Annotated in this window: 14 protein-coding genes; 9 read left to right on the plus strand and 5 right to left on the minus strand. The window is 57.8% G+C overall.

What is annotated here, in order from left to right; all coding sequences use genetic code 11:
* Nucleotides 1-24 precede the first annotated feature (24 nt).
* A complete protein-coding gene (gene rcsC / locus BJF97_RS20295; RefSeq protein ID WP_014230216.1) occupies nucleotides 25-2,871 on the minus strand; it encodes a two-component system sensor histidine kinase RcsC in 2,847 nt (948 codons plus the stop codon).
* Nucleotides 2,872-3,001: 130 nt separating this feature from the next.
* A complete protein-coding gene (gene gyrA, locus BJF97_RS20300; RefSeq protein ID WP_004852752.1) occupies nucleotides 3,002-5,635 on the minus strand; it encodes a DNA topoisomerase (ATP-hydrolyzing) subunit A in 2,634 nt (877 codons plus the stop codon).
* 185 nt (nucleotides 5,636-5,820) lie between these two features.
* Between gyrA and ubiG the strand changes: the two genes are divergently transcribed.
* From ubiG to BJF97_RS20330, 6 genes are all read left to right on the plus strand, one after another.
* On the plus strand, nucleotides 5,821-6,549 hold the full coding sequence (ubiG, locus tag BJF97_RS20305) for a bifunctional 2-polyprenyl-6-hydroxyphenol methylase/3-demethylubiquinol 3-O-methyltransferase UbiG (protein ID WP_014230217.1): 729 nt from the start codon (nucleotides 5,821-5,823) through the stop codon (nucleotides 6,547-6,549).
* Between the two features lie 344 nt (nucleotides 6,550-6,893).
* Nucleotides 6,894-9,179, plus strand: coding sequence for a class 1a ribonucleoside-diphosphate reductase subunit alpha (gene nrdA, locus BJF97_RS20310; RefSeq protein WP_014839096.1), 2,286 nt, complete (start codon nucleotides 6,894-6,896; stop codon nucleotides 9,177-9,179).
* 103 nt (nucleotides 9,180-9,282) lie between these two features.
* On the plus strand, nucleotides 9,283-10,413 hold the full coding sequence (gene nrdB, locus BJF97_RS20315) for a class Ia ribonucleoside-diphosphate reductase subunit beta (RefSeq protein WP_004852757.1): 1,131 nt from the start codon (nucleotides 9,283-9,285) through the stop codon (nucleotides 10,411-10,413).
* Complete coding sequence (gene yfaE, locus BJF97_RS20320; RefSeq protein WP_004104002.1) at nucleotides 10,413-10,667, plus strand: class I ribonucleotide reductase maintenance protein YfaE; 255 nt, start codon at nucleotides 10,413-10,415, stop codon at nucleotides 10,665-10,667. Before nrdB ends, yfaE begins: the two co-directional genes overlap by 1 nt.
* Before the next feature lie 192 nt (nucleotides 10,668-10,859).
* Nucleotides 10,860-12,404 carry a GMC family oxidoreductase gene (locus BJF97_RS20325; RefSeq protein WP_014230219.1) on the plus strand — a complete coding sequence of 515 codons (1,545 nt, stop codon included), beginning with the start codon at nucleotides 10,860-10,862 and terminating at the stop codon, nucleotides 12,402-12,404.
* A gap of 44 nt (nucleotides 12,405-12,448) precedes the next feature.
* Complete coding sequence (locus BJF97_RS20330) at nucleotides 12,449-13,405, plus strand: LysR family transcriptional regulator (protein WP_014230220.1); 957 nt, start codon at nucleotides 12,449-12,451, stop codon at nucleotides 13,403-13,405.
* Between the two features lie 4 nt (nucleotides 13,406-13,409).
* On the opposite strand, the gene glpQ is transcribed toward BJF97_RS20330, so the two are convergent.
* Together glpQ and glpT are read right to left on the minus strand one after the other, a co-directional pair.
* Nucleotides 13,410-14,477, minus strand: coding sequence for a glycerophosphodiester phosphodiesterase (gene glpQ, locus BJF97_RS20335; RefSeq protein ID WP_014230221.1), 1,068 nt, complete (start codon nucleotides 14,475-14,477; stop codon nucleotides 13,410-13,412).
* A gap of 9 nt (nucleotides 14,478-14,486) precedes the next feature.
* Nucleotides 14,487-15,833 carry a glycerol-3-phosphate transporter gene (gene glpT / locus BJF97_RS20340; RefSeq protein WP_014230222.1) on the minus strand — a complete coding sequence of 449 codons (1,347 nt, stop codon included), beginning with the start codon at nucleotides 15,831-15,833 and terminating at the stop codon, nucleotides 14,487-14,489.
* 271 nt (nucleotides 15,834-16,104) lie between these two features.
* On the opposite strand from glpT, the gene glpA reads away from it, so the two are divergent.
* From glpA to glpC, 3 genes are read left to right on the plus strand one after another with little or no spacing between them, the layout of a single operon-like run.
* Nucleotides 16,105-17,727 carry an anaerobic glycerol-3-phosphate dehydrogenase subunit A gene (glpA, locus tag BJF97_RS20345; protein WP_032694817.1) on the plus strand — a complete coding sequence of 541 codons (1,623 nt, stop codon included), beginning with the start codon at nucleotides 16,105-16,107 and terminating at the stop codon, nucleotides 17,725-17,727.
* Nucleotides 17,717-18,976: a glycerol-3-phosphate dehydrogenase subunit GlpB gene (gene glpB, locus BJF97_RS20350; RefSeq protein ID WP_032694818.1), complete on the plus strand. Its 1,260-nt coding sequence runs from the start codon at nucleotides 17,717-17,719 to the stop codon at nucleotides 18,974-18,976. The genes glpA and glpB overlap by 11 nt, the downstream gene beginning before the upstream one ends.
* Nucleotides 18,973-20,151, plus strand: a complete 1,179-nt coding sequence (gene glpC, locus BJF97_RS20355) for an anaerobic glycerol-3-phosphate dehydrogenase subunit GlpC (RefSeq protein ID WP_032694820.1) — start codon at nucleotides 18,973-18,975, stop codon at nucleotides 20,149-20,151. The genes glpB and glpC overlap by 4 nt, the downstream gene beginning before the upstream one ends.
* 22 nt (nucleotides 20,152-20,173) lie before the next feature.
* On the opposite strand, the gene yfaU is transcribed toward glpC, so the two are convergent.
* The gene (gene yfaU / locus BJF97_RS20360) at nucleotides 20,174-20,977 is read right to left on the minus strand and encodes a 2-keto-3-deoxy-L-rhamnonate aldolase (RefSeq protein ID WP_032694821.1); all 804 of its coding nucleotides are present in this window, start codon (nucleotides 20,975-20,977) and stop codon (nucleotides 20,174-20,176) included.
* Nucleotides 20,978-20,990: the final 13 nt, after the last annotated feature.

Raw genomic sequence — 20,990 nt, forward strand, 5'->3', positions numbered from 1 at the left:
GCGGCGCTATCCGGGAAACATCTTTTATTCCCTGCCCTTACGTACCCGCGCGGCGTAGACCGTCAGCGTCTGCTTGATAATATCCAGAGTGACCGGTTTTGAAAGGCAGCTGTCCATACCGGACTCCAGGCAGCGCTGCTTCTCCTCCGCCAGCGCGTTGGCGGTCACCCCAATAACCGGCAGCGTAAGCCCTAGCTGGCGAATGCGCTGGGTCAGGCGATAACCATCCATATTCGGCATGTTGACGTCGCTGAGCACGATATCAATATGCTGCTTGCTCAGGACATTCAGCGCATCGACCCCGTCATTTGCCGTCACGCACTGATAGCCCAGCGATCCCAGCTGATCGGCCAGCAGACGTCGGTTAATCGGATGATCGTCCACCACCAGAATCATCATGTCATCATTGCTGGCGGTTTGCGCATCCGCCGCGGATAGCGCAGGGCCGTTTTCCGTACTGGCCATGGCAATATGGAAGATGCGGGCCAGCAGCGGCAGCAGCTCGTGCGGCGTGGCCACGCTATGCAGCCACTCGCCGGGCGCCCGCTCCTGCGGAATACCGATATGCCGACGAGAGAAGATCACCATCGCGCAGCCGTCCCAGGCGTTACGCGTCTCGCTATCGGTCAACAGAATATCCTCCGCGCCCGGCGCTTGCCCGGCAAAATGACGGACCGGAATACCGTGGTATTTCAGCAACTGCTCGACGAACAGCGCCAGCGAGCTGTTATCAATCGCCAGCCAGCAGCATTTTTCCGCCAGGCCATCAATATTCGGCGACGGCGTATTTTGTACGCCATAAAGCGGGATACGAATAGTGAAGCGGCTGCCCATACCAGGCTCGGTTTCAACGGCAATATCGCCATCCATCATGCTGATAAGCTTTTCACAAATCGCCAGACCGAGTCCGGTCCCCTGGAAATTGCGCTGCACGCCGGTCCCCACCTGGAAGAACGGGTCAAACAGGCGTACGACCTCTTTCGCCGGGATCCCTTCCCCGGTATCGCGTACGCTGATGCGCAGATAATCCTCCGCCCGCTCTACGTGCAGGATAATGCAGCCGGTATCGGTAAACTTAATCGCGTTACTCAGCAGGTTTGAAATAACCTGCTGCAGGCGCATCGGATCGCCGGACATCAGCTGCGGTACGTCAGGTTCAATAAAGCAGTACAGCCCGAGATGTTTCCGCACCACCAGCGGCAGATAGTTGGCGGAAATATGGTTCATGACCTCGCGCGGCGAAAACTCCCGCGGCTCAATTTTGAGCTGTTCGGACTCAATTTTCGAGAAATCGAGGATGTCGCTAATAATTTTCAGCAGCAGGCTGGAAGAGTTGTTCATCGCCGTCACCAGACGATCGACGCCCTTCGGTAGCTCTTTGGTCTGCAATAAATCGAGGTTACCGATAATCCCGTACAGCGGCGTTCGCAGTTCGTGGCTGACGGTGGCAAGGAACATCGATTTCGACTGGCTGGCCTGCTCGGCGGCCTGGGCCATCTCCTGCAGCGACTCTTCCATTTTGACGCGCGCAGAGACATCCACCAGCACGCAAATCGCCACGTTCTCGTTACGGTAGCGCGAGTGGACAAAGCTGATTTGCAGATTGGTATTGTTGCTGGTCAGCACATCGACGAAGTTCACCTGCTGGCCGCAGATAATTTGCGTCAGCCGCTGCCGATCCTCATGGGTTAGCATATTGAGATAGTTATGCGCCAGCTCGTTACTCAGGATATTGGTGCCGTCGATCGTACGTAAAATACAGATCCCCACCGGCGCGGAGGCAACGATTTTTCGGTTGAACTGCTCGTGCTCTTCGAGGCGCTGGGCGTCGTTTTCAGCCGGAATAAAAATCCGCCGTTCATACATGCGGGCAAGCGCAAAAAGGAGCCCGCCGGTAAGCAGATTGAGCACCACGGCGTTCAGTATCAGCATCCGGATGCGTTCCAGTACCTGATCCACCGGCACCGAATAGACAATGCTCAACGATGACGGCGGCAGGCTTTTTTTCATCGCCAGCTCGCGAAAACCGGCGGTATAGCCGAACCACAGACGCTCCTGCATCCACTTCGCATCCGGTTTAATATTGCTATCCGACCCGGCAAGCGAGATCAGCGTCTGTCCGCTATCGTCGAGAATCGTCACGTTCATCGGCAAACTGCCTGGGGTAAAGAAGCTTTCCATGCGGATGGTTTGCTCTACGCCAAGCATGGCCTGCAGGCGATTCGCCACATAGATTGGGGTCAGCGCATAGAAATAGCCAACGCCCGGACGCACGCCCTGGCTTATCCAGAACAGATTGTTACCGCGCTCGTTTTGCGGCGCGTCGCGATACTGCTCAATGCGCTGATGCAGCACTTTTAACGCCTGGTCCCGCTCCAGCGGAATATCGCGCAGGCCGAAGTTGGCCATACACAGATTGTCGCTACCAATCATAAAAATACGATTGAGGTCGTAGGCCGTTGAGAAATTGTCGCGCCAGTAGCGCATAAACCACGCCAGTGACTGCAGCGAGTTACGCCAGGTCGTACTCATCAGCGCGCAGTCGGAATCCGGGTAGAGCGGTTCAAAATCAGGGATCGTAATATCACCGCGCTGCACCGGCGTATCGCCGCCTTCGCTACCGTCCATCGGCCGGTTGCCGGCAACGTATTTCAGCTCTTTGATCACATCGGCCGTACGCTGTATGTAGCGCTGCGCCTGATCGGCATTGAGGTTAAATTCCTGGCGAATTTCCGATTCGCGATCGTGCAACGCATTGACGATGTAAAACACCGAAACAAAAGCGACCAGCACCCACAGCAGTATCGCCAGCGCTCTGAACAGATAGCGTGAAACCTTTAACGTGTTATGGAAAGAAGCTAGATATTTCAATGTGGCGATGCTCGGCCGTCAGGGGCTCAACAGAATGGCGTTAAGGTAACGATAAAACAACGGTCCCGCAACGGGAAAACAAAAAGGGCCGGGGAGAGCCCCGACCCTTTCAGACAATTACCGCAGAGAATTACTCTTCGTCTTCGGCGATGTCATCGTCAGTATCCGCTTCCGGCGCGATATCTTCGTCGCCTTCCGCCGCGCTGCCGTCGATGGCATCCAGCTCTTCGTCATCAACCGGCTCAGCCACGCGCTGCAGGCCGACCACGTTTTCATCTTCCGCAGTACGAATCAGGATCACGCCCTGAGTGTTACGACCGACAATGCTCACTTCAGATACGCGGGTTCGTACCAGCGTGCCCGCGTCGGTGATCATCATAATCTGGTCGCAGTCATCAACCTGCACCGCGCCCACAACGGAACCGTTGCGTTCGGTCACTTTGATTGAGATAACGCCCTGGGTCGCACGCGACTTAGTAGGATACTCTTCAGCTGCGGTACGTTTACCGTAGCCATTCTGCGTAACGGTCAGGATCGCACCTTCACCGCGCGGAACGATCAGAGAAACCACTTTGTCCTCGCCGGCCAGCTTGATGCCGCGCACGCCTGTGGCGGTACGGCCCATCGCGCGGACGGCGTCCTCTTTAAAGCGCACCACTTTACCGGCGGCGGAGAACAGCATGACTTCGTCCTGACCGGAGGTCAGATCGACGCCAATCAGCTCGTCGCCTTCGTTGAGGTTAACCGCGATAATACCGGCGGAACGCGGACGGCTGAATTCAGTCAGCGCCGTTTTCTTCACGGTACCGCTGGCGGTCGCCATAAAGACGTTCACGCCCTCTTCGTATTCGCGGACCGGCAGGATCGCGGTAATACGCTCGTTGGCTTCCAGCGGCAGCAGGTTGACGATCGGACGGCCGCGCGCGCCGCGGCTGGCTTCCGGCAGCTGATAAACCTTCATCCAGTAGAGACGACCGCGGCTGGAGAAGCAGAGGATCGTATCGTGGGTGTTGGCCACCAGCAGGCGGTCGATGAAGTCTTCTTCTTTGATACGCGCCGCAGATTTACCTTTACCGCCACGACGCTGGGCTTCGTAGTCGGTCAGCGGCTGATACTTCACGTAGCCCTGATGCGAAAGGGTCACGACAACATCTTCCTGGTTGATCAGGTCTTCAATGTTGATATCCGCGCTGTTCGCGGTGATCTCGGTACGACGCGCGTCGCCGAACTGTTCACGGACCAGCTCCAGCTCTTCGCGGATAACTTCCATCAGGCGATCGGCGCTGCCCAGAATGTGCAGCAGTTCCGCGATCTGTTCCAGCAGCTCTTTGTATTCATCGAGCAGTTTTTCATGCTCAAGGCCGGTCAGCTTCTGCAAACGCAGATCCAGAATCGCCTGCGCCTGCTGTTCAGTCAGGTAGTACTGGCCGTCGCGTACGCCGAACTCGGGCTCCAGCCATTCCGGACGGGCGGCGTCATCGCCGGCGCGTTCCAGCATCGCGGAAACGTTGCCCAGATCCCATGAACGGGCGATTAAGGCAGCCTTCGCTTCCGCCGGGGTCGGCGCGCGGCGAATCAGTTCGATAATCGGATCGATGTTGGCCAGGGCAATCGCCAGCGCTTCGAGGATGTGCGCGCGATCGCGGGCTTTACGCAGTTCAAAAATCGTACGACGGGTCACCACTTCGCGGCGATGGCGCACGAACGCGGCAATAATTTCTTTCAGGTTCATGATCTTCGGCTGACCATGGTGCAGAGCAACCATGTTAATACCGAAGGAGACCTGGAGCTGGGTCTGCGAATAGAGGTTGTTCAGCACCACCTCACCCACCGCATCGCGCTTCACTTCAATCACGATGCGCATACCGTCTTTATCGGACTCGTCGCGCAGCGCGCTGATGCCTTCGACGCGTTTGTCTTTGACCAGCTCGGCGATTTTCTCAATCAGGCGCGCTTTGTTCACCTGATACGGAATTTCATGCACGATGATGGTTTCGCGGCCGGTTTTCGCGTCAGCTTCCACTTCCGCGCGCGCGCGAATGTACACTTTACCGCGACCGGTACGATAGGCCTCTTCAATGCCGCGGCGACCGTTGATGATCGCGGCGGTCGGGAAGTCCGGACCTGGGATGTGTTCCATCAGCCCTTCAATGCTGATGTCTTCATTTTCAACGTAGGCCAGACAGCCGTTGATCACTTCGGTGAGGTTGTGCGGCGGAATATTGGTCGCCATACCTACCGCGATACCTGACGAACCGTTGACTAACAGGTTCGGGATTTTGGTCGGCATAACGTCAGGGATCTTTTCCGTGCCGTCATAGTTATCGACGAAATCCACCGTCTCTTTTTCGAGGTCGGCCATCAGCTCATGGGCGATCTTCGACATACGGATTTCCGTATAACGCATCGCTGCGGCGGAGTCGCCGTCGACCGAACCAAAGTTACCCTGGCCATCTACCAGCATATAGCGCAGGGAGAATGGCTGCGCCATACGTACAATGGTGTCATACACGGCAGTATCACCATGAGGGTGGTATTTACCGATTACGTCACCAACGACACGGGCAGATTTTTTATAGGCTTTGTTCCAGTCATTGCCCAATACGTTCATGGCGTATAGTACGCGACGGTGTACCGGCTTCAGGCCATCTCGGACATCCGGCAGCGCACGGCCAACAATGACCGACATCGCATAATCCAGATAGGAGCTCTTCAGCTCTTCCTCAATGTTGACCGGTGTAATTTCTCTCGCAAGGTCGCTCATCTAACCGCTATCCCTCTACTGTATCCCGGATTCAAAGGTCGCAAATTATAACACAGCCGCGGTGATACGGGTAAACCTATACCCAATGATTTTCGCGCGGCGAAAGGCGACAGGGATAGACGGTTTATTCATCCCTGAGGCCTGATATACTCGCGGGTCTGAACTGAACAGGAGTAAAAGCGCCCATGAATGCCGAAAAACCGTCGGTGGCCCACAATGTTGATCATAATGAAATCGCTAAATTTGAAGCCGTCGCCTCGCGCTGGTGGGATTTAGAGGGCGAATTCAAGCCGTTACATCGCATCAATCCTCTACGCCTCGGCTATATCGCGGAGCGCTCCGGCGGCCTGTTTGGCAAAAAAGTACTTGATGTCGGCTGCGGCGGCGGCATCCTGGCGGAAAGCATGGCCCGGGAAGGCGCAGCGGTGACCGGTCTGGATATGGGCTTCGAACCGCTACAGGTGGCGAAACTGCACGCCCTGGAGAGCGGCATTCAGGTCGAATATGTCCAGGAAACCGTTGAAGAGCACGCGGCGAAGCACGCCGGAGAGTACGACGTCGTTACCTGCATGGAGATGCTGGAGCACGTCCCGGATCCGCAGTCGGTCGTCCACGCGTGCGCGCGGCTGGTCAAACCTGGCGGTCAGGTGTTCTTCTCAACCATTAACCGCAACGGTAAAGCGTGGCTGATGGCGGTCGTCGGCGCCGAATACATCATGAAAATGGTGCCGAAGGGAACCCACGACGTGAAGAAATTCATCAAGCCCGCGGAGCTGATCGGCTGGGTAGATGAGACAATTCTGAAAGAGCAGCATATTACCGGTCTTCATTACAATCCGTTGACCAATACCTTCAAGCTGGCACCAGGGGTGGATGTTAACTATATGTTGCATACAACGGCGAAAAAAGCATAACGTCAGCTGTATTTCCTATGATGATTGCGCGGCATCAAGCCGCGTGATTTTTTCTTCCGATGAAGAAATCAGCACTCGATCAAATTTTCATTTTTTTTTCTGATTTATTGACATCTTCTCCAGGCCTTATGTGGCGTGGACTTGGCGATTATTACCCTTCCGCAACCTCAATTTAACGTCAAAATCAACTCTTGTACTCAAAAGAATCCTTACTAGAATACTCACCATATAGCGTTTCTTTTATCGACCACCCCCTACATATAGTATTTATCCACAGAGTTAGTCACAACGGCGTTCTGTGGATAAGTGGGGGATATTTTCTTTCACGGACAGGTATAATCCACATGAATCAGAGTCTGCTGGTGACAAAGCGTGACGGTAGCACCGAGCGCATCAATCTCGATAAAATCCACCGCGTGCTGGATTGGGCGGCAGAAGGGCTGAATAACGTATCCATCTCCCAGGTAGAACTGCGTTCCCACATTCAGTTCTATGACGGCATCAAAACCGCCGACATTCACGAAACCATTATCAAAGCCGCCGCGGACCTTATCTCCCGCGAGGCGCCGGATTACCAGTATCTCGCCGCCCGTCTGGCGATTTTCCACCTGCGTAAAAAAGCCTACGGCCAGTTTGAGCCGCCAGCGCTGTTCGACCACGTGTCGAAAATGGTGAAAAACGGCAAATACGATACTCATCTGCTGGAAGACTACACGGAAGAAGAGTTCAAGCAGATGGACTCGTTCATCGAGCACGATCGCGATATGACCTTCTCCTACGCTGCGGTTAAGCAGCTCGAAGGCAAATATCTGGTGCAGAACCGCGTCACCGGTGAGATCTATGAAAGCGCCCAGTTCCTGTACATTCTGGTTGCCGCCTGCCTGTTCTCCAACTACCCGCGCGAGACGCGTCTGAACTACATCAAGCGTTTCTATGACGCGGTGTCGACGTTCAAAATCTCGCTGCCGACGCCGATTATGTCCGGCGTGCGTACCCCGACCCGTCAGTTCAGCTCCTGCGTGCTGATCGAGTGCGGCGACAGCCTGGATTCTATTAACGCCACCTCCAGCGCCATTGTGAAATACGTCTCTCAGCGCGCCGGTATCGGCATCAACGCCGGCCGCATCCGCGCGCTGGGTAGCCCGATTCGCGGCGGTGAAGCTTTCCATACCGGCTGTATCCCGTTCTATAAGCACTTCCAGACGGCGGTGAAATCCTGCTCCCAGGGCGGCGTCCGCGGCGGTGCGGCGACCCTCTTCTACCCGATGTGGCATCTGGAAGTCGAAAGCCTGCTGGTGCTGAAAAACAACCGCGGTACCGACGCCAACCGCGTTCGTCACATGGACTACGGCGTACAGATCAACAAGCTGATGTACACCCGTCTGCTGAAAGGCGGCGATATCACCCTGTTCAGCCCGTCCGACGTCCCGGGCCTGTACGATGCGTTCTTCGCCGACCAGGACGAGTTCGAGCGCCTGTACACCCAATACGAGCAGGACGACAGCATCCGCAAGCAGCGCATTAAAGCGGTAGAACTGTTCTCGCTGATGATGCAGGAACGCGCCTCCACCGGCCGTATCTACATCCAGAACGTGGACCACTGCAACACCCACAGCCCGTTTGACCCGGTTGTCGCGCCGGTGCGCCAGTCCAACCTGTGCCTGGAAATCGCCCTGCCGACCAAGCCTCTGGAAGATGTAAACGACGAAAACGGTGAAATTGCGCTGTGTACCCTGTCCGCTTTCAACCTCGGCGTTATCGATAGCCTTGATGAGCTGGAAGAGCTGGCGGTGCTGGCCGTTCGCGCGCTGGATGCCCTGCTGGATTACCAGGACTACCCAATCCCGGCGGCCAAACGCGGCGCGATGGGCCGTCGTACGCTGGGTATTGGGGTGATTAACTTTGCCTACTATCTGGCGAAGCACGGTAAACGCTACTCTGACGGCAGCGCTAACAACCTGACGCATAAAACGTTCGAAGCGATTCAGTACTACCTGCTGAAAGCCTCTAACGAGCTGGCGATCGAGCAAGGCGCGTGCCCGTGGTTTAACGAAACCACCTATGCGAAAGGCATTCTGCCGATCGATACCTACAAAAAAGACCTGGACGCTATCGTCAGCGAATCCCTGCATTACGACTGGGAGCAGCTTCGCGAGTCGATTAAAACGCACGGCCTGCGTAACTCCACGCTCTCCGCGCTGATGCCGTCCGAGACCTCTTCGCAGATCTCCAACGCCACCAACGGCATTGAGCCGCCGCGCGGTCACGTCAGCATCAAAGCGTCGAAAGACGGTATCCTGCGCCAGGTGGTGCCGGATTACGAAAAACTGCAGAACGGCTACGAGCTGCTGTGGGAAATGCCGAACAACGACGGTTACTTGCAGCTGGTCGGTATTATGCAGAAGTTTATCGACCAGTCGATTTCTGCTAACACCAACTACGATCCGACGCGCTTCCCGTCTGGCAAAGTGCCGATGCAGCAGCTGCTGAAAGACTTGCTCAATGCCTATAAGTTCGGCGTCAAAACGCTGTACTATCACAACACGCGCGATGGCGCGGAAGATGCCCAGGATGACCTGGCGCCGTCCATCCAGGACGACGGCTGCGAAAGCGGCGCATGTAAGATTTGATAATATTGCCCGGCGGCGCGTTGCCTGCCGGGCCTACGGTCTAATGTAGGTCGGGCTAGCGAAGCGCCGCCCGGCGTATAATTCCAGGACAGGATCCCCACTCATGGCATACACCACCTTTTCACAGACGAAAAATGACCAGCTCAAAGAGCCGATGTTCTTCGGTCAGCCGGTGAACGTCGCCCGCTACGATCAGCAAAAATATGACATCTTCGAAAAGCTGATTGAAAAACAGCTCTCCTTCTTCTGGCGTCCGGAAGAAGTTGACGTTTCCCGCGACCGTATCGACTATCAGGCGCTGCCGGAACACGAAAAACACATTTTTATCAGCAACCTGAAATATCAGACGCTGCTGGACTCCATCCAGGGCCGCAGCCCGAACGTCGCCCTGCTGCCGCTGATTTCAATTCCGGAGCTGGAAACCTGGGTGGAAACCTGGGCGTTCTCGGAGACCATCCATTCGCGCTCCTACACCCATATCATCCGCAATATCGTTAACGATCCGGCGATGGTATTTGACGATATCGTCACCAACGAGCAGATTCAGAAACGCGCGGAAGGCATTTCCAGCTATTACGATGAATTGATTGAGCTGACCAGCTACTGGCATCTGCTGGGCGAAGGCACCCACAGCGTGAACGGTAAAACCATTACCGTGAACCTGCGCGAGCTGAAAAAGAAACTCTACCTGTGCCTGATGAGCGTGAATGCGCTGGAAGCCATCCGTTTTTACGTCAGCTTCGCCTGCTCTTTCGCCTTTGCCGAGCGCAAGCTGATGGAAGGTAACGCCAAGATTATCCGCCTGATCGCTCGCGACGAAGCGCTGCACCTGACCGGCACTCAGCACATGCTGAATCTGCTGCGTTCCGGCGTCGACGATCCGGAGATGGCTTCAATCGCCGAAGAGTGCAAACAGGCGTGCTACGACCTGTTCGTGCAGGCGGCGCAGCAGGAAAAAGAGTGGGCGGATTATCTGTTCCGCGACGGTTCGATGATCGGCCTGAACAAAGATATTCTCTGCCAGTACGTTGAGTACATTACCAACATCCGCATGCAGGCGGTAGGTCTCGATCTGCCGTTCCAGACCCGCTCCAACCCGATCCCGTGGATCAACACCTGGCTGGTGTCCGATAACGTGCAGGTCGCGCCGCAGGAAGTGGAAGTCAGCTCTTATCTGGTCGGGCAGATCGATTCCGAAGTCGACGCTGACGATCTGAGCAACTTCCAGCTCTGATGAAACGCATTTTCTTGAAGATTTCTGACACTCGCCTTGAGTGTCAGGATGAACATCCCTCCCTGCTGGCGGCCCTGGAATCGCACAATATCGACGTGGAGTATCAGTGCCGCGAAGGATACTGCGGATCGTGTCGTCTGCGTCTGGTTTCCGGTCAGGTTGACTGGCTCACCGAGCCGCTGGCGTTTGTCCAGCCGGGAGAGATTTTGCCCTGCTGCTGCCGGGCAAAAGGCGATATCGAAATCGAAATGTAAGCCAGCCTGAAACGCATTCCCATTCTTTATAGGGTTCGTTTTTTACGAACCCTGGGTTCGTCTTCCTATCCCTGTTCACCTCCCCCCACTCCGCCTACTCTACCTGTATAAGCCACCGGATAAAGCCATCAGCAATGATCGCAGCAACGCTGGCTGATGCTCTGCGTCACGACATTCATGAGGAGATAAAAAATGGCTTCCGTCAAAGAGGAAAACTGCGCCAACGGACTGAAAAAAGCATACGACGTCATCGTGGTCGGTGGAGGTTCGGCGGGTGCGGTACTCGCCGCACGTCTGAGTGAGAACCCCGATTGCCAGGTAGCGCTGCTGGAAGGTGGCCCCGTTTTCGCCCCTGATGCCTGGCCGGACGAGCTGGCGCACAGCCACTCTGTTGGTGGCGGCGATTACGTCTGGGAGCGCGGGGTAGCAACGGGAACCGATCACACGGCCGGTCATCTGCGGGCAAAAGTACTTGGCGGCGGGTCAACGATCAATGCCGGCGCGTTTGTTCGCGCCCCCAAATCTGATTTTGACCGTTGGGTCAAGCGCGGCCTGAGCGACTGGTCGTTCGATAAGGTTTTACCCTGGTTCAAACGGCTTGAAAACGCCGACTATGGCGACGATCGCTGGCATGGTCGCCACGGCCCGGTTCCGGTGCGGTTACCGGCGCTGGAAACGCTCAGCCCGGCAAGCCAGGCGTTTTATCATGCTTGCCGCGCTCACGGCTTCGCCGCCGTTGACGATATCAACGGCGCGCAGCAGCACGGCGTCGCGGTCTACCCGGTCAATGTTGTCAACGGCATCCGGCAAAATACCGCCATGGTCTACCTGACGGCAGACGTTCGCGCGCGCAAGAATCTGTCGATTGTCGGCATGACGGTCGTGGATAAAGCGTTGATTGAAGGTTCGCGCGTGAACGGCATACAGCTGGCGGACGGAACACAGATCGCTACCGACAACGTATTCCTGTGCGCCGGCGCGGCCGGTACGCCAGCGATTCTGTTGCGCTCCGGCATTGGCCCTGCGGACGATTTACGCCATCTGGAGATCACGGTGAAACAGGATCTCCCCGTTGGGCGCAACTTGCAGGAACAACCCGTGAACGGGATCATGCTGGCAACGTCCGCTAAGCATGCCAGTTATCCCCCTATAGGCACAACGCTCTGGACGCAATCTTCGCTGGCGGCAGCCAACGAACTGGATCTCTATATCAGCAATAACCACTTCGTCGATCCTGAACTATTTCCACATGGTGCGGGTTTCCAGCTCTTTTTCACCGTGGCGCGCCCCTTTGCCCGCGGGCGTCTGACTTTGGCGAGCCGCAACCCGCTGCTCGGCCCCCGTATCGATCTCAATTTACTGGGTGACGAGCGCGACGTCACGCGAATGGTCGAAGCGGTGAAATTATCCCGGGCGCTGGTGCAGGAAGGTCCGCTACAGGCGCTGGTGATTGGCGAAGTCCCGATGGTAAAAGGCGGTACACTGGCAGAAACAGACCAGCAGATAGCAGAAGAACAGCGTAAGACGGTGAAAAGTAACCTGCACCTCAGCGCGACTGCGCCAATGGGGAACGAAAGCGATCCCATCGCCGTCGTGGACGCCTGCGGGAAAGTTTTCGGTATTGCCGGGCTGTTTGTCGTCGATGCCTCGCTGTTCCCGGACGTTCCCTCTCAGGCGACCAATCCGGATGCGATCATGGCGGCAGAATATCTCGCCAGCCGTTTTTCTGGCGCATAGAACGAGGCATAGTCAACCGCAAGACCCGAAAAAGGAGCGCCTGTGTGAACAAGTTCGTGGAAATGAGCACGTTTATTTCGGTTGTTGAGTCTCTGAGCTTTGTCGGCGCGGCGGCAAAATTGGGGACATCAAAATCGGTAGTCAGCCAGCGCGTCAAGATGCTGGAGAAACGGCTTGGCGCCAGCTTACTGGAGCGCGGGCCACGGCTTAGCCTCACGGAGGCGGGCCTGCTATTTTATCAGGAGTGCGTACGGCTGCTTGACGAAGTCACGCTGGCAGAAGAGGCGGTGGCCCCGTCACGCAGCGAGCTTCGGGGCGGGCTGCGGATTGCCACCTCGCATACGTTTATGACCACTCATCTATCGACAATTCTGGCCGGTTTTATCCGCGACCATCCGGGGTTGTCTCTCGATATCGCGACGGAGGACCGGCAGATCAATATGCACCAGCCCGACTTTGATATCGCCATCCGCCTCGGCCTCGTCCCGGACTCAACGCTCATCGCCCGAACGCTGGCGCGCAACCTGACCTGGCTCTGCGCCAGCCCGGACTATCTGTCGCAACGGGGCACGCCTTTGCATCCTGTTGAACTGGAGCAGCATGACGGGCTGCTATATACCCATCGCGCGCCGGGGGGCTGCTGGCAGTTGCTGCATAACGGGCAGCGCCAGACCTGGCGGGTCAAAAATCGTCTGCGTTCGGATAACGCCTTCAGCCTGCTGGAGGCCGCCAGAATGGGGCTTGGGATTGTGGTCATGCCGCTATTTTTAGGCGCTGAAGCGATCGTGCGGGGAGAGCTAAAAATTATTTTACCCGACTGGCAGCCGGAGGGTGGCAACATTGTGGCGCTGTATCGCCAGACGCGTCGCGCCTCGCCAGTGATTCAGGCGCTGGTCAACGAGGTTGCGGAAAAGCTGGGGCCAGAGCCAGAGTGGGAAAAACAGCTACGACTGGCCGGGCTGCTGCCCCTCTGCAACAGGGGCGCAAGCGCCCCTGATTAATGGCTTACTTTTTATTGAGGAACTTCACCGCCTTATCCGGGAAATCCGTAAACAACCCGTCCACGTCCGCCTGGTTATACAGGACGTCGTAAAGCTGCTCCACGTCCGCTGCATACGCTGGCAGCTGATCCGCGCGGACCGTATACGGATGCACCTGCAGCTTGCTGGCATGGGCTTCTTTCACCATCGCCGTCAGCTTCACGTGACCCGGCGTCGAGCCTTCCGCCACCAGCATATGGTAGTCCGGGCCAATGCCGTCAGCGTACTGCGCGATCTGCGCCATCGCCCCCGGTTTGAACATCCAGTCATAGCTGTAGTTCACCCACTTGCCGTCGGCCTGCCGCTGCTGGGTCTCATTCCAGTCGGTATAGGCGATAAGCTGCACCAGATTGAGATCCATCCCCATTTTCGGCTCCAGCTCCTGCTTGATGCGCTTGAGCTCGTTGGCGTCAAAGCACTGCAGATAAACCTTATCCTGCTTGCCGGTGTAGCCATATTTCTTCAGCACGTTCAGCGTGCTGGCGGCAATATCCTTGCCTTCCTGATGGTGGAACCACGGCGCTTTGATCTCCGGGTAGATGCCGATGTTTTTGCCGGTCGAATGGTTCAGCCCCTGCACAAACTCAATCTCCTCTTCAAAGGTATGAATACGGAAATCAGATTTACCCATCGGGAAACGGCCCGGATAAGTTTGCACGTTCTTGCCATCTTTCGGCTCAAACCCTTCGGTAAACTTCAGCGACTTTATCTCGGCGAGGGTAAAGTCGATGGCGTAGAAGCGGCCATCTTGACGCGCCCGCTGCGGGAAACGCTGGGCCACGTCGGTCACCCGATCCAGATAGTGGTCATGCAGCACCACCAGCCGGTCGTCTTTAGTCATCACCAGGTCTTGCTCGAGGTAGTCCGCCCCCTGCGCGTAGGCCATCGCTTTCGCCGGCAGGGTATGTTCCGGCAGATAGCCGCTGGCGCCGCGGTGGGCGATAACGATTTTCTCCCCCGCGACGGCGCTGAAAGAGAGCGCCGTCGCAGCCAGCAGCATTCCGCTCATCAGGGTGGTTAATGTGCTTTTCATCGCCGCTCCTTAAGCTTGTTTCATCTGTTGGTGATGGCGTCGTTCGCCCAGCATCACGATAATCAGCAGCAGGACCGCCAGCACGCTGCCGCCGATCATTACCATAAAGCCGCCGTCCCAGCCGAAGAAATCGACGGTATAGCCAACGATGGCGCTCGCGGCCACGGAGCCGCCGAGATAGCCAAACAGGCCGGTGAAGCCCGCGGCGGTGCCGGCGGCTTTTTTCGGCGCCAGCTCCAGCGCATGCAGGCCAATCAGCATCACCGGACCGTAAATCAGGAAGCCGATGATGATCATGCAGGCCATATCCACGCCCGGGTTACCCGGCGGGTTCAGCCAGTAGACGACGGTGGCGATGGTGACCAGGGTCATAAAGAAGACGCCGGTCGCGCCGCGGTTGCCTTTAAACACTTTATCCGACATCCAGCCGCACAGCAGGGTGCCCGGGATCCCCGCGTATTCATAAAGAAAGTAGGCCCAGGACGATTTATCCAGCGCGAAGTGCTTAACCTCTTTCAGGTAGGTCGGCGACCAGTCAAGAATGCCGTAGCGCAGCAGATAAACAAACACGTTGGCGATGGCGATGTACCACAGCAGCTTGTTCGGCAGGATGTACTGCATAAAGATCTGCTTTGCGGTCAGCTCTTCTTCGTGCTTCTCGCTGTAGTCGTCAGGATAATCGTTTTTGTACTCTTCGATCGGCGGCAGGCCGCAGGACTGCGGAGTATCGCGCATCATCGCGAAGGCGAAAATCGCCAGCAGGATCGCGCCGAAAGCCGGCATATACAGCGCCGCGTGCCAGTCGTTAAACCACGCCATCCCCAGCAGAAACAGCAGCGGCGGGATCCCGCCGCCGACGTTGTGCGCGCAGTTCCATACCGAAACAATACCGCCGCGCTCTTTCTGCGACCACCAGTGCACCATCGTACGTCCGCACGGCGGCCAGCCCATCCCCTGGAACCAGCCGCACAGGAACAGCAGGACGAACATCACCATAATGCTGGAGGTCGCCCAGGGGACGAAGCCCATCACCAGCATCACCAGCGCGGCAAGGATCAGGCCTGCCGGTAAAAAAATGCGCGGATTCGAACGGTCAGAAACCGAGCCCATGATGAATTTCGAAAATCCGTAGGCGATAGAGATACCGGAAAGCGCAAAGCCGAGATCGCCGCGGGAGAACCCCTGCTCGATAAGATAGGGCATTGCCAAAGCAAAGTTCTTACGAACCAGATAGTAAGCGGCATATCCGAAGAAGATACCGATAAAGATCTGCCAGCGTAATCGACGATATAGCGGATCGATTTCCGCCGTTGGCAAACGCGCTTTATGCGCTGCGGGTTTAAATATACTTAACATATCAGCCTCCGTGGCCATTGCTGTTCTTCTGACGTCGTCGCAAAAAAACGTAATTTATTCACTGACTTCTGATTTGGTCGCGATAGTAGGCAAAGCGTAAATCTAATACTGTGAAATGTCGCACACTTTGTTACAGAAATATGACAGAACTTTCCAATATGCGCATAAAGTCACAACAAACGCTCGAATTACGCGCAAATATGCTCGAAATCAAACATTAAACGCGGTCGATATGGCTAAATGATGTAAAACGAACACAGAGGACAGGGAGATGGCCGATAGTCGTGAATATGACGTCATTATTATTGGCGGCGGCGCCACCGGCGCCGGGATCGCGCGCGACTGCGCGCTGCGCGGGCTGAAGGCGGCGCTGGTTGAGCGCTACGATATCGCCACCGGGGCGACCGGCCGCAACCACGGCCTGCTGCACAGCGGCGCGCGCTATGCGGTAACCGATAGCGAATCGGCGCGGGAGTGTATCAGCGAAAACCGCATCTTACGCCGCATCGCCCGGCACTGCATTGAGCCCACCAGCGGCCTGTTTATTACCTTGCCGGAAGACGATCCGGCGTATCAGCACACCTTTATCACCGCCTGCCAGCAGGCGGGTATTGAGGCCCAGCCTCTGACGCCCGCCGAGGCGCTGCGCATTGAGCCCGCGGTTAACCCGGCGCTGCTCGGCGCGGTGCAGGTCCCCGACGGCACCGTCGATCCTTTCCGCCTCACCGCCGCAAATATGCTCGATGCCCGCGAACATGGCGCCGCTATCCTCACCGGCTGCGAAGTCACCGGCCTGCTGCGTCAGGGCGATCGCGTCCATGGCGTCACGATCTACAACCATCAGCTCCGTGAATCGCGCACGCTGCGCGCGCAGGTGGTGGTCAACGCCGCCGGGATCTGGGGGCAGCGCATCGCAGAGTATGCCGACCTGCGCATCGCGATGTTTCCGGCAAAAGGATCGCTGTTAATCCTCGATCACCGCATTAACCGTCAGGTTATCAACCGCTGCCGCAAACCGGCTGACGCCGATATCCTGGTGCCCGGCGATACTATTTCGCTGATTGGCACTACTTCGATGCATATTCCCTATGACGAAATTGACGACAACCGGGTAACGGCCGAGGAGGTCGAAACGCTGCTGCGCGAAGGGGAAAAGCTGGCGCCGATCATGGGGCGGACGCGGGTACTGCGCGCCTACTCCGGCATACGTCCGCTGGTCGCCAGCGATGACGATCCCAGCGGGCGCAGCGTCAGTCGCGGTATTGTGCTGCTCGACCACGCCCGGCGCGACGGACTGGAGGGCTTTATCACCATCACCGGCGGTAAGCTGATGACCTATCGCCTGATGGCGGAGTGGGCCACGGATGCGCTCTGCCGCAAGCTCGGAAATACCGTCCCCTGTACGACCGCCTATACGCCGCTGCCGGGCTCGCAGGAGCCGGCGGAAGCCACGCTACGCAAAATCATCTCTTTACCTGCGTCGCTGCGCGGGTCGGCCATCTATCGCCACGGCGATCGCACCCCGGCCTGGCTTGGCGATAGCCGCCAGCACCGCAGCCTGGTCTGCGAATGCGAGGCGGTGACCGCCGGCGAGGTTCAGTACGCGGTCGAAAACCTGGCGGTGAAAAACCTGCTCGACCTGCGCCGCCGCACCCGCGTCGGCATGGGAACCTGTCAGGGCGAACTGTGCGCCTGCCGCGCCGCCGGGCTGCTCGCGCGTTTTAACGTCACCACTTCCGCGCGATCCCTTACCCAGCTGTCTCAATTTTTGAACGAACGCTGGAAAGGCGTCCAGCCGGTGGCCTGGGGGGACGCGCTGCGCGAAAGCGAGTTCACCCGCTGGGTCTATCTCGGCCTGTGCGGATTACAAAAGGAGCATCAGGATGAAGTTTGATTGCGCCATCATCGGCGGCGGCCTCGCCGGACTGCTCTGCGGGCTGGCGCTCAACCAGCGCGGCCTGCGCAGCGTGATTATCAGCCGCGGCCAAAGCGCCCTGCACTTCTCTTCCGCCTCGCTGGATTTGCTTACCACGCTGCCGAATGGCGACACCGTCACCGATGTCGCTCACGGCATCGGCCAGCTGGCCCGCCAGCTTCCCGAACATCCCTATGCCAGGCTCGGCGCCGAACGGGTGATGGATTACGCCCGCCAGAGTCAGGCGCTGTTTGCCGACTGCGGTATCGCCATGCAGGGCGACGCCAGCCAGCCGCATCTGCGCGTGACGCCGCTGGGAACCTTACGCGCGGCCTGGCTATCTCCGCAGGAAATCGCCACCGCGCCGCTGCCCGCCAGCGGCGTCGGCGTGGTCGGCATCAGCGGATTCGGCGACTTCCAGCCGCATCTTGCCGCCGCCTCTCTGAACCAGCACGGCGTGACCGCCGAAGCCCATGAGATAGATTTACCTCTCCTCGATGTGCTGCGCGATAGCCCATCCGAATTTCGTGCCGCCAATATTGCCCGCCGGCTGGACGATGAAGCGCACTGGCCGGCCCTGCTGGCGGCGCTGCGCCCGCTGGCGCAGCGGCATAATTTACTGATTATGCCCGCCTGCTTTGGCCTCGCCGACGATCGCCTGTACCAGTGGCTGCAGCAGCGCCTGCCCTGCCCGCTGCGCCTGCTGCCTACGCTGCCGCCGTCGGTGCCGGGGATGCGCCTGCACGCCCAGCTGCAGCGGCAATTTATCCGCAGCGGCGGGACCTGGCTGACCGGGGATGAAGTCATCGATATCAGCCACCGCAACGGTAGCGTTAACGCGATCTGGACGCGCAATCACGGCGATATCCCGCTGCGCCCGCGCTTCGCGGTGCTGGCCAGCGGCAGCTTTTTCAGCAACGGGCTGGTCGCCGAGCGCAGCGGCGTGCGCGAGCCGATCCTCGGCCTTGACCTGCAGCAGACGCTGCCGCGCGAGCGCTGGTATCAGCAGGACTTTTTTGCCTCTCAGCCCTGGCAGCGTTTCGGCCTGAAAACCGATGCGGATCTGCGCCCGCAGCTTCAGGGGCAGACGCTGGAAAATCTGTTCGCCGTAGGCGCGATCCTCGGTGGTTTTGACGCCATCGCGCTGGGATGCGGCGGCGGCGTTTGCGCGGTGACCGCGCTGCATGCTGCTGGGTTAATCGGCGAGCTTGCCGGAGGTGAATCATGAACGACACGCGCTTTGAACACTGTATAAAATGCACCGTTTGCACCACCGCCTGCCCGGTCAGCCGGGTTAATCCGCGCTATCCGGGGCCAAAACAGGCCGGGCCGGACGGCGAACGCCTGCGCCTGAAAGACAGCGCGCTCTACGACGAGGCATTGAAATACTGCATCAACTGTAAACGCTGCGAAGTTGCCTGCCCTTCGGACGTCAAAATTGGCGATATTATCCAGCGAGCGCGCATGGAGTACGGTCGGCAAAAGCCCACGCTGCGCGATGCGATCCTCAGCCATACCGACCTGATGGGCACCCTATCCACGCCTTTTGCCCCGCTGGTGAACGCCGCCACCGGGCTGAGGCCGGTACGCCAAATCCTTGATGCCGCGCTTAAAATCGATCACCGCCGCACGCTGCCAAAATATGGCTTTGGTACCTTTCGCCGCGCGTATCGTCAGCTGGCCGCCCGGCAGGGGCAGTACGCCGAGCAGGTGGCGTTTTTTCACGGCTGCTATGTGAACTACAACAATCCGCAGCTGGGCAAAGATCTTATCCGCGTGTTCAACGCCATGGGCATCGGGGTGCAGTTATTGAGCAAAGAGAAATGCTGCGGCGTACCGCTGATTGCCAACGGTTTTTTTGCGAAAGCGCGCAAGCAGGCGCTGAGCAACGTCATCGCGATGCGGGAAAATAGTCTGCCCATTATTGCGACTTCATCGACCTGCACCTTTACGCTGCGCGATGAATATCCGCATCTCCTTGATATCGATAATCACGATATCCGCGACCGGATTGAGCTGGCGACTCGCTGGCTCTGGCGTCAGCTGGATAATGGGCGGCCTCTGAAGCTAAAAACGCTGCCGCTGAAGGTGGTCTATCACACGCCCTGCCATATGGAAAAAATGGGCTGGTCGCTGTATACCCTTGAGCTATTGCGGCTGATCCCCGGCTTGCAGCTGGAGGTACTCGACTCGCAATGCTGCGGTATTGCCGGCACATACGGCTTCAAGGCGGAGAACTACGACTCATCGCAGGCGATGGGCGCGCCGCTGTTCCGGCAAATTGAGGAGAGCGGCGCGGATCTGGTGGTGACCGACTGTGAAACCTGCAAATGGCAGATAGAGATGTCCACCAGCAAACGCTGCGAACACCCCATCACCCTGCTGGCACAGGCGCTGGCCTGACGCCAGCGCCAACACCGGGGGGCTAGTAGCTCCCCTTTCCCTCCGCCTGTTCGGCTACCGGCTTGAACATCGCCAGCCGTTTATCCAGCGCGCTGGTGTAAAGGTTGGTATCGACGCCAACGGCAACAAAATTCGCCCCCCACGCCAGCGCTTTGTGCGCCATCTCCGGATCGACGGCAAGGAATCCGGCCGCCTTACCCGCCGCGCGAATGCGGCGGATGCTCTGTTCAATAACCCGCTGCACTTCAGGATGACCAGCGTTATCCGGGTAGCCCAGCGAGGCCGACAGGTCCGCCGGGCCGATAAACACGCCGTCAATGCCCTCCACTTCAAGGATCGCATCCAGATTATCGAGGGCCGTTTTACTCTCTACCTGAATCAACAGGCACAGCTCATCGTTGGCCTGCGCCATATAGTTCTCAACCCGTCCCCAGCGCGCGGCGCGGGCCACTCCGGCCCCCACCCCGCGGGTACCCAGCGGCGGGTAGCGGGTAGCCGAGACAATCTCCCGCGCCTGTTCGGCGGTATCGACCATGGGGATCAGCAGCGTTCTGGCGCCGATATCCAGCACCTGTTTAATCAGGCTGCGATTGCCCTCTACCGGGCGAATGACCGGCTGGCTGGCGTAGGGCGCAATGGCCTGCAGCTGATGATAAAGATCCTGGATGGTATTGGGCGCATGTTCGCCGTCAATCAGCAGCCAGTCGTAACCCGAGGTGGCGGCAATCTCAGCCATATACGAAGAAGTTGAGCTCAGCCACAGGCCGATTTGCGCTTCCCCTTGCAACAATCCCGCTTTAAATGAGTTCGATAAAATTGCGTTCATAGTTCTCCCTTAC

Origin of the sequence: Klebsiella sp. LTGPAF-6F, assembly GCF_001753185.1 — a bacterium.
GTDB classification, from domain to species: Bacteria; Pseudomonadota; Gammaproteobacteria; order Enterobacterales; family Enterobacteriaceae; genus Klebsiella; species Klebsiella michiganensis.

Bases quoted from the DNA above. Each gene is read 5' to 3' on its own strand.
- gyrA (WP_004852752.1), bottom strand. From the start codon at position 5,635: ATGAGCGACCTTGCGAGAGAAATTACACCGGTCAACATTGAGGAAGAG.
- ubiG (WP_014230217.1), top strand. From the start codon at position 5,821: ATGAATGCCGAAAAACCGTCGGTGGCCCACAATGTTGATCATAATGAA.
- nrdA (WP_014839096.1), top strand. From the start codon at position 6,894: ATGAATCAGAGTCTGCTGGTGACAAAGCGTGACGGTAGCACCGAGCGC.
- nrdB (WP_004852757.1), top strand. From the start codon at position 9,283: ATGGCATACACCACCTTTTCACAGACGAAAAATGACCAGCTCAAAGAG.
- yfaE (WP_004104002.1), top strand. From the start codon at position 10,413: ATGAAACGCATTTTCTTGAAGATTTCTGACACTCGCCTTGAGTGTCAG.
- BJF97_RS20325 (WP_014230219.1), top strand. From the start codon at position 10,860: ATGGCTTCCGTCAAAGAGGAAAACTGCGCCAACGGACTGAAAAAAGCA.
- glpQ (WP_014230221.1), bottom strand. From the start codon at position 14,477: ATGAAAAGCACATTAACCACCCTGATGAGCGGAATGCTGCTGGCTGCG.
- glpT (WP_014230222.1), bottom strand. From the start codon at position 15,833: ATGTTAAGTATATTTAAACCCGCAGCGCATAAAGCGCGTTTGCCAACG.
- glpA (WP_032694817.1), top strand. From the start codon at position 16,105: ATGGCCGATAGTCGTGAATATGACGTCATTATTATTGGCGGCGGCGCC.
- glpB (WP_032694818.1), top strand. From the start codon at position 17,717: ATGAAGTTTGATTGCGCCATCATCGGCGGCGGCCTCGCCGGACTGCTC.
- glpC (WP_032694820.1), top strand. From the start codon at position 18,973: ATGAACGACACGCGCTTTGAACACTGTATAAAATGCACCGTTTGCACC.
- yfaU (WP_032694821.1), bottom strand. From the start codon at position 20,977: ATGAACGCAATTTTATCGAACTCATTTAAAGCGGGATTGTTGCAAGGG.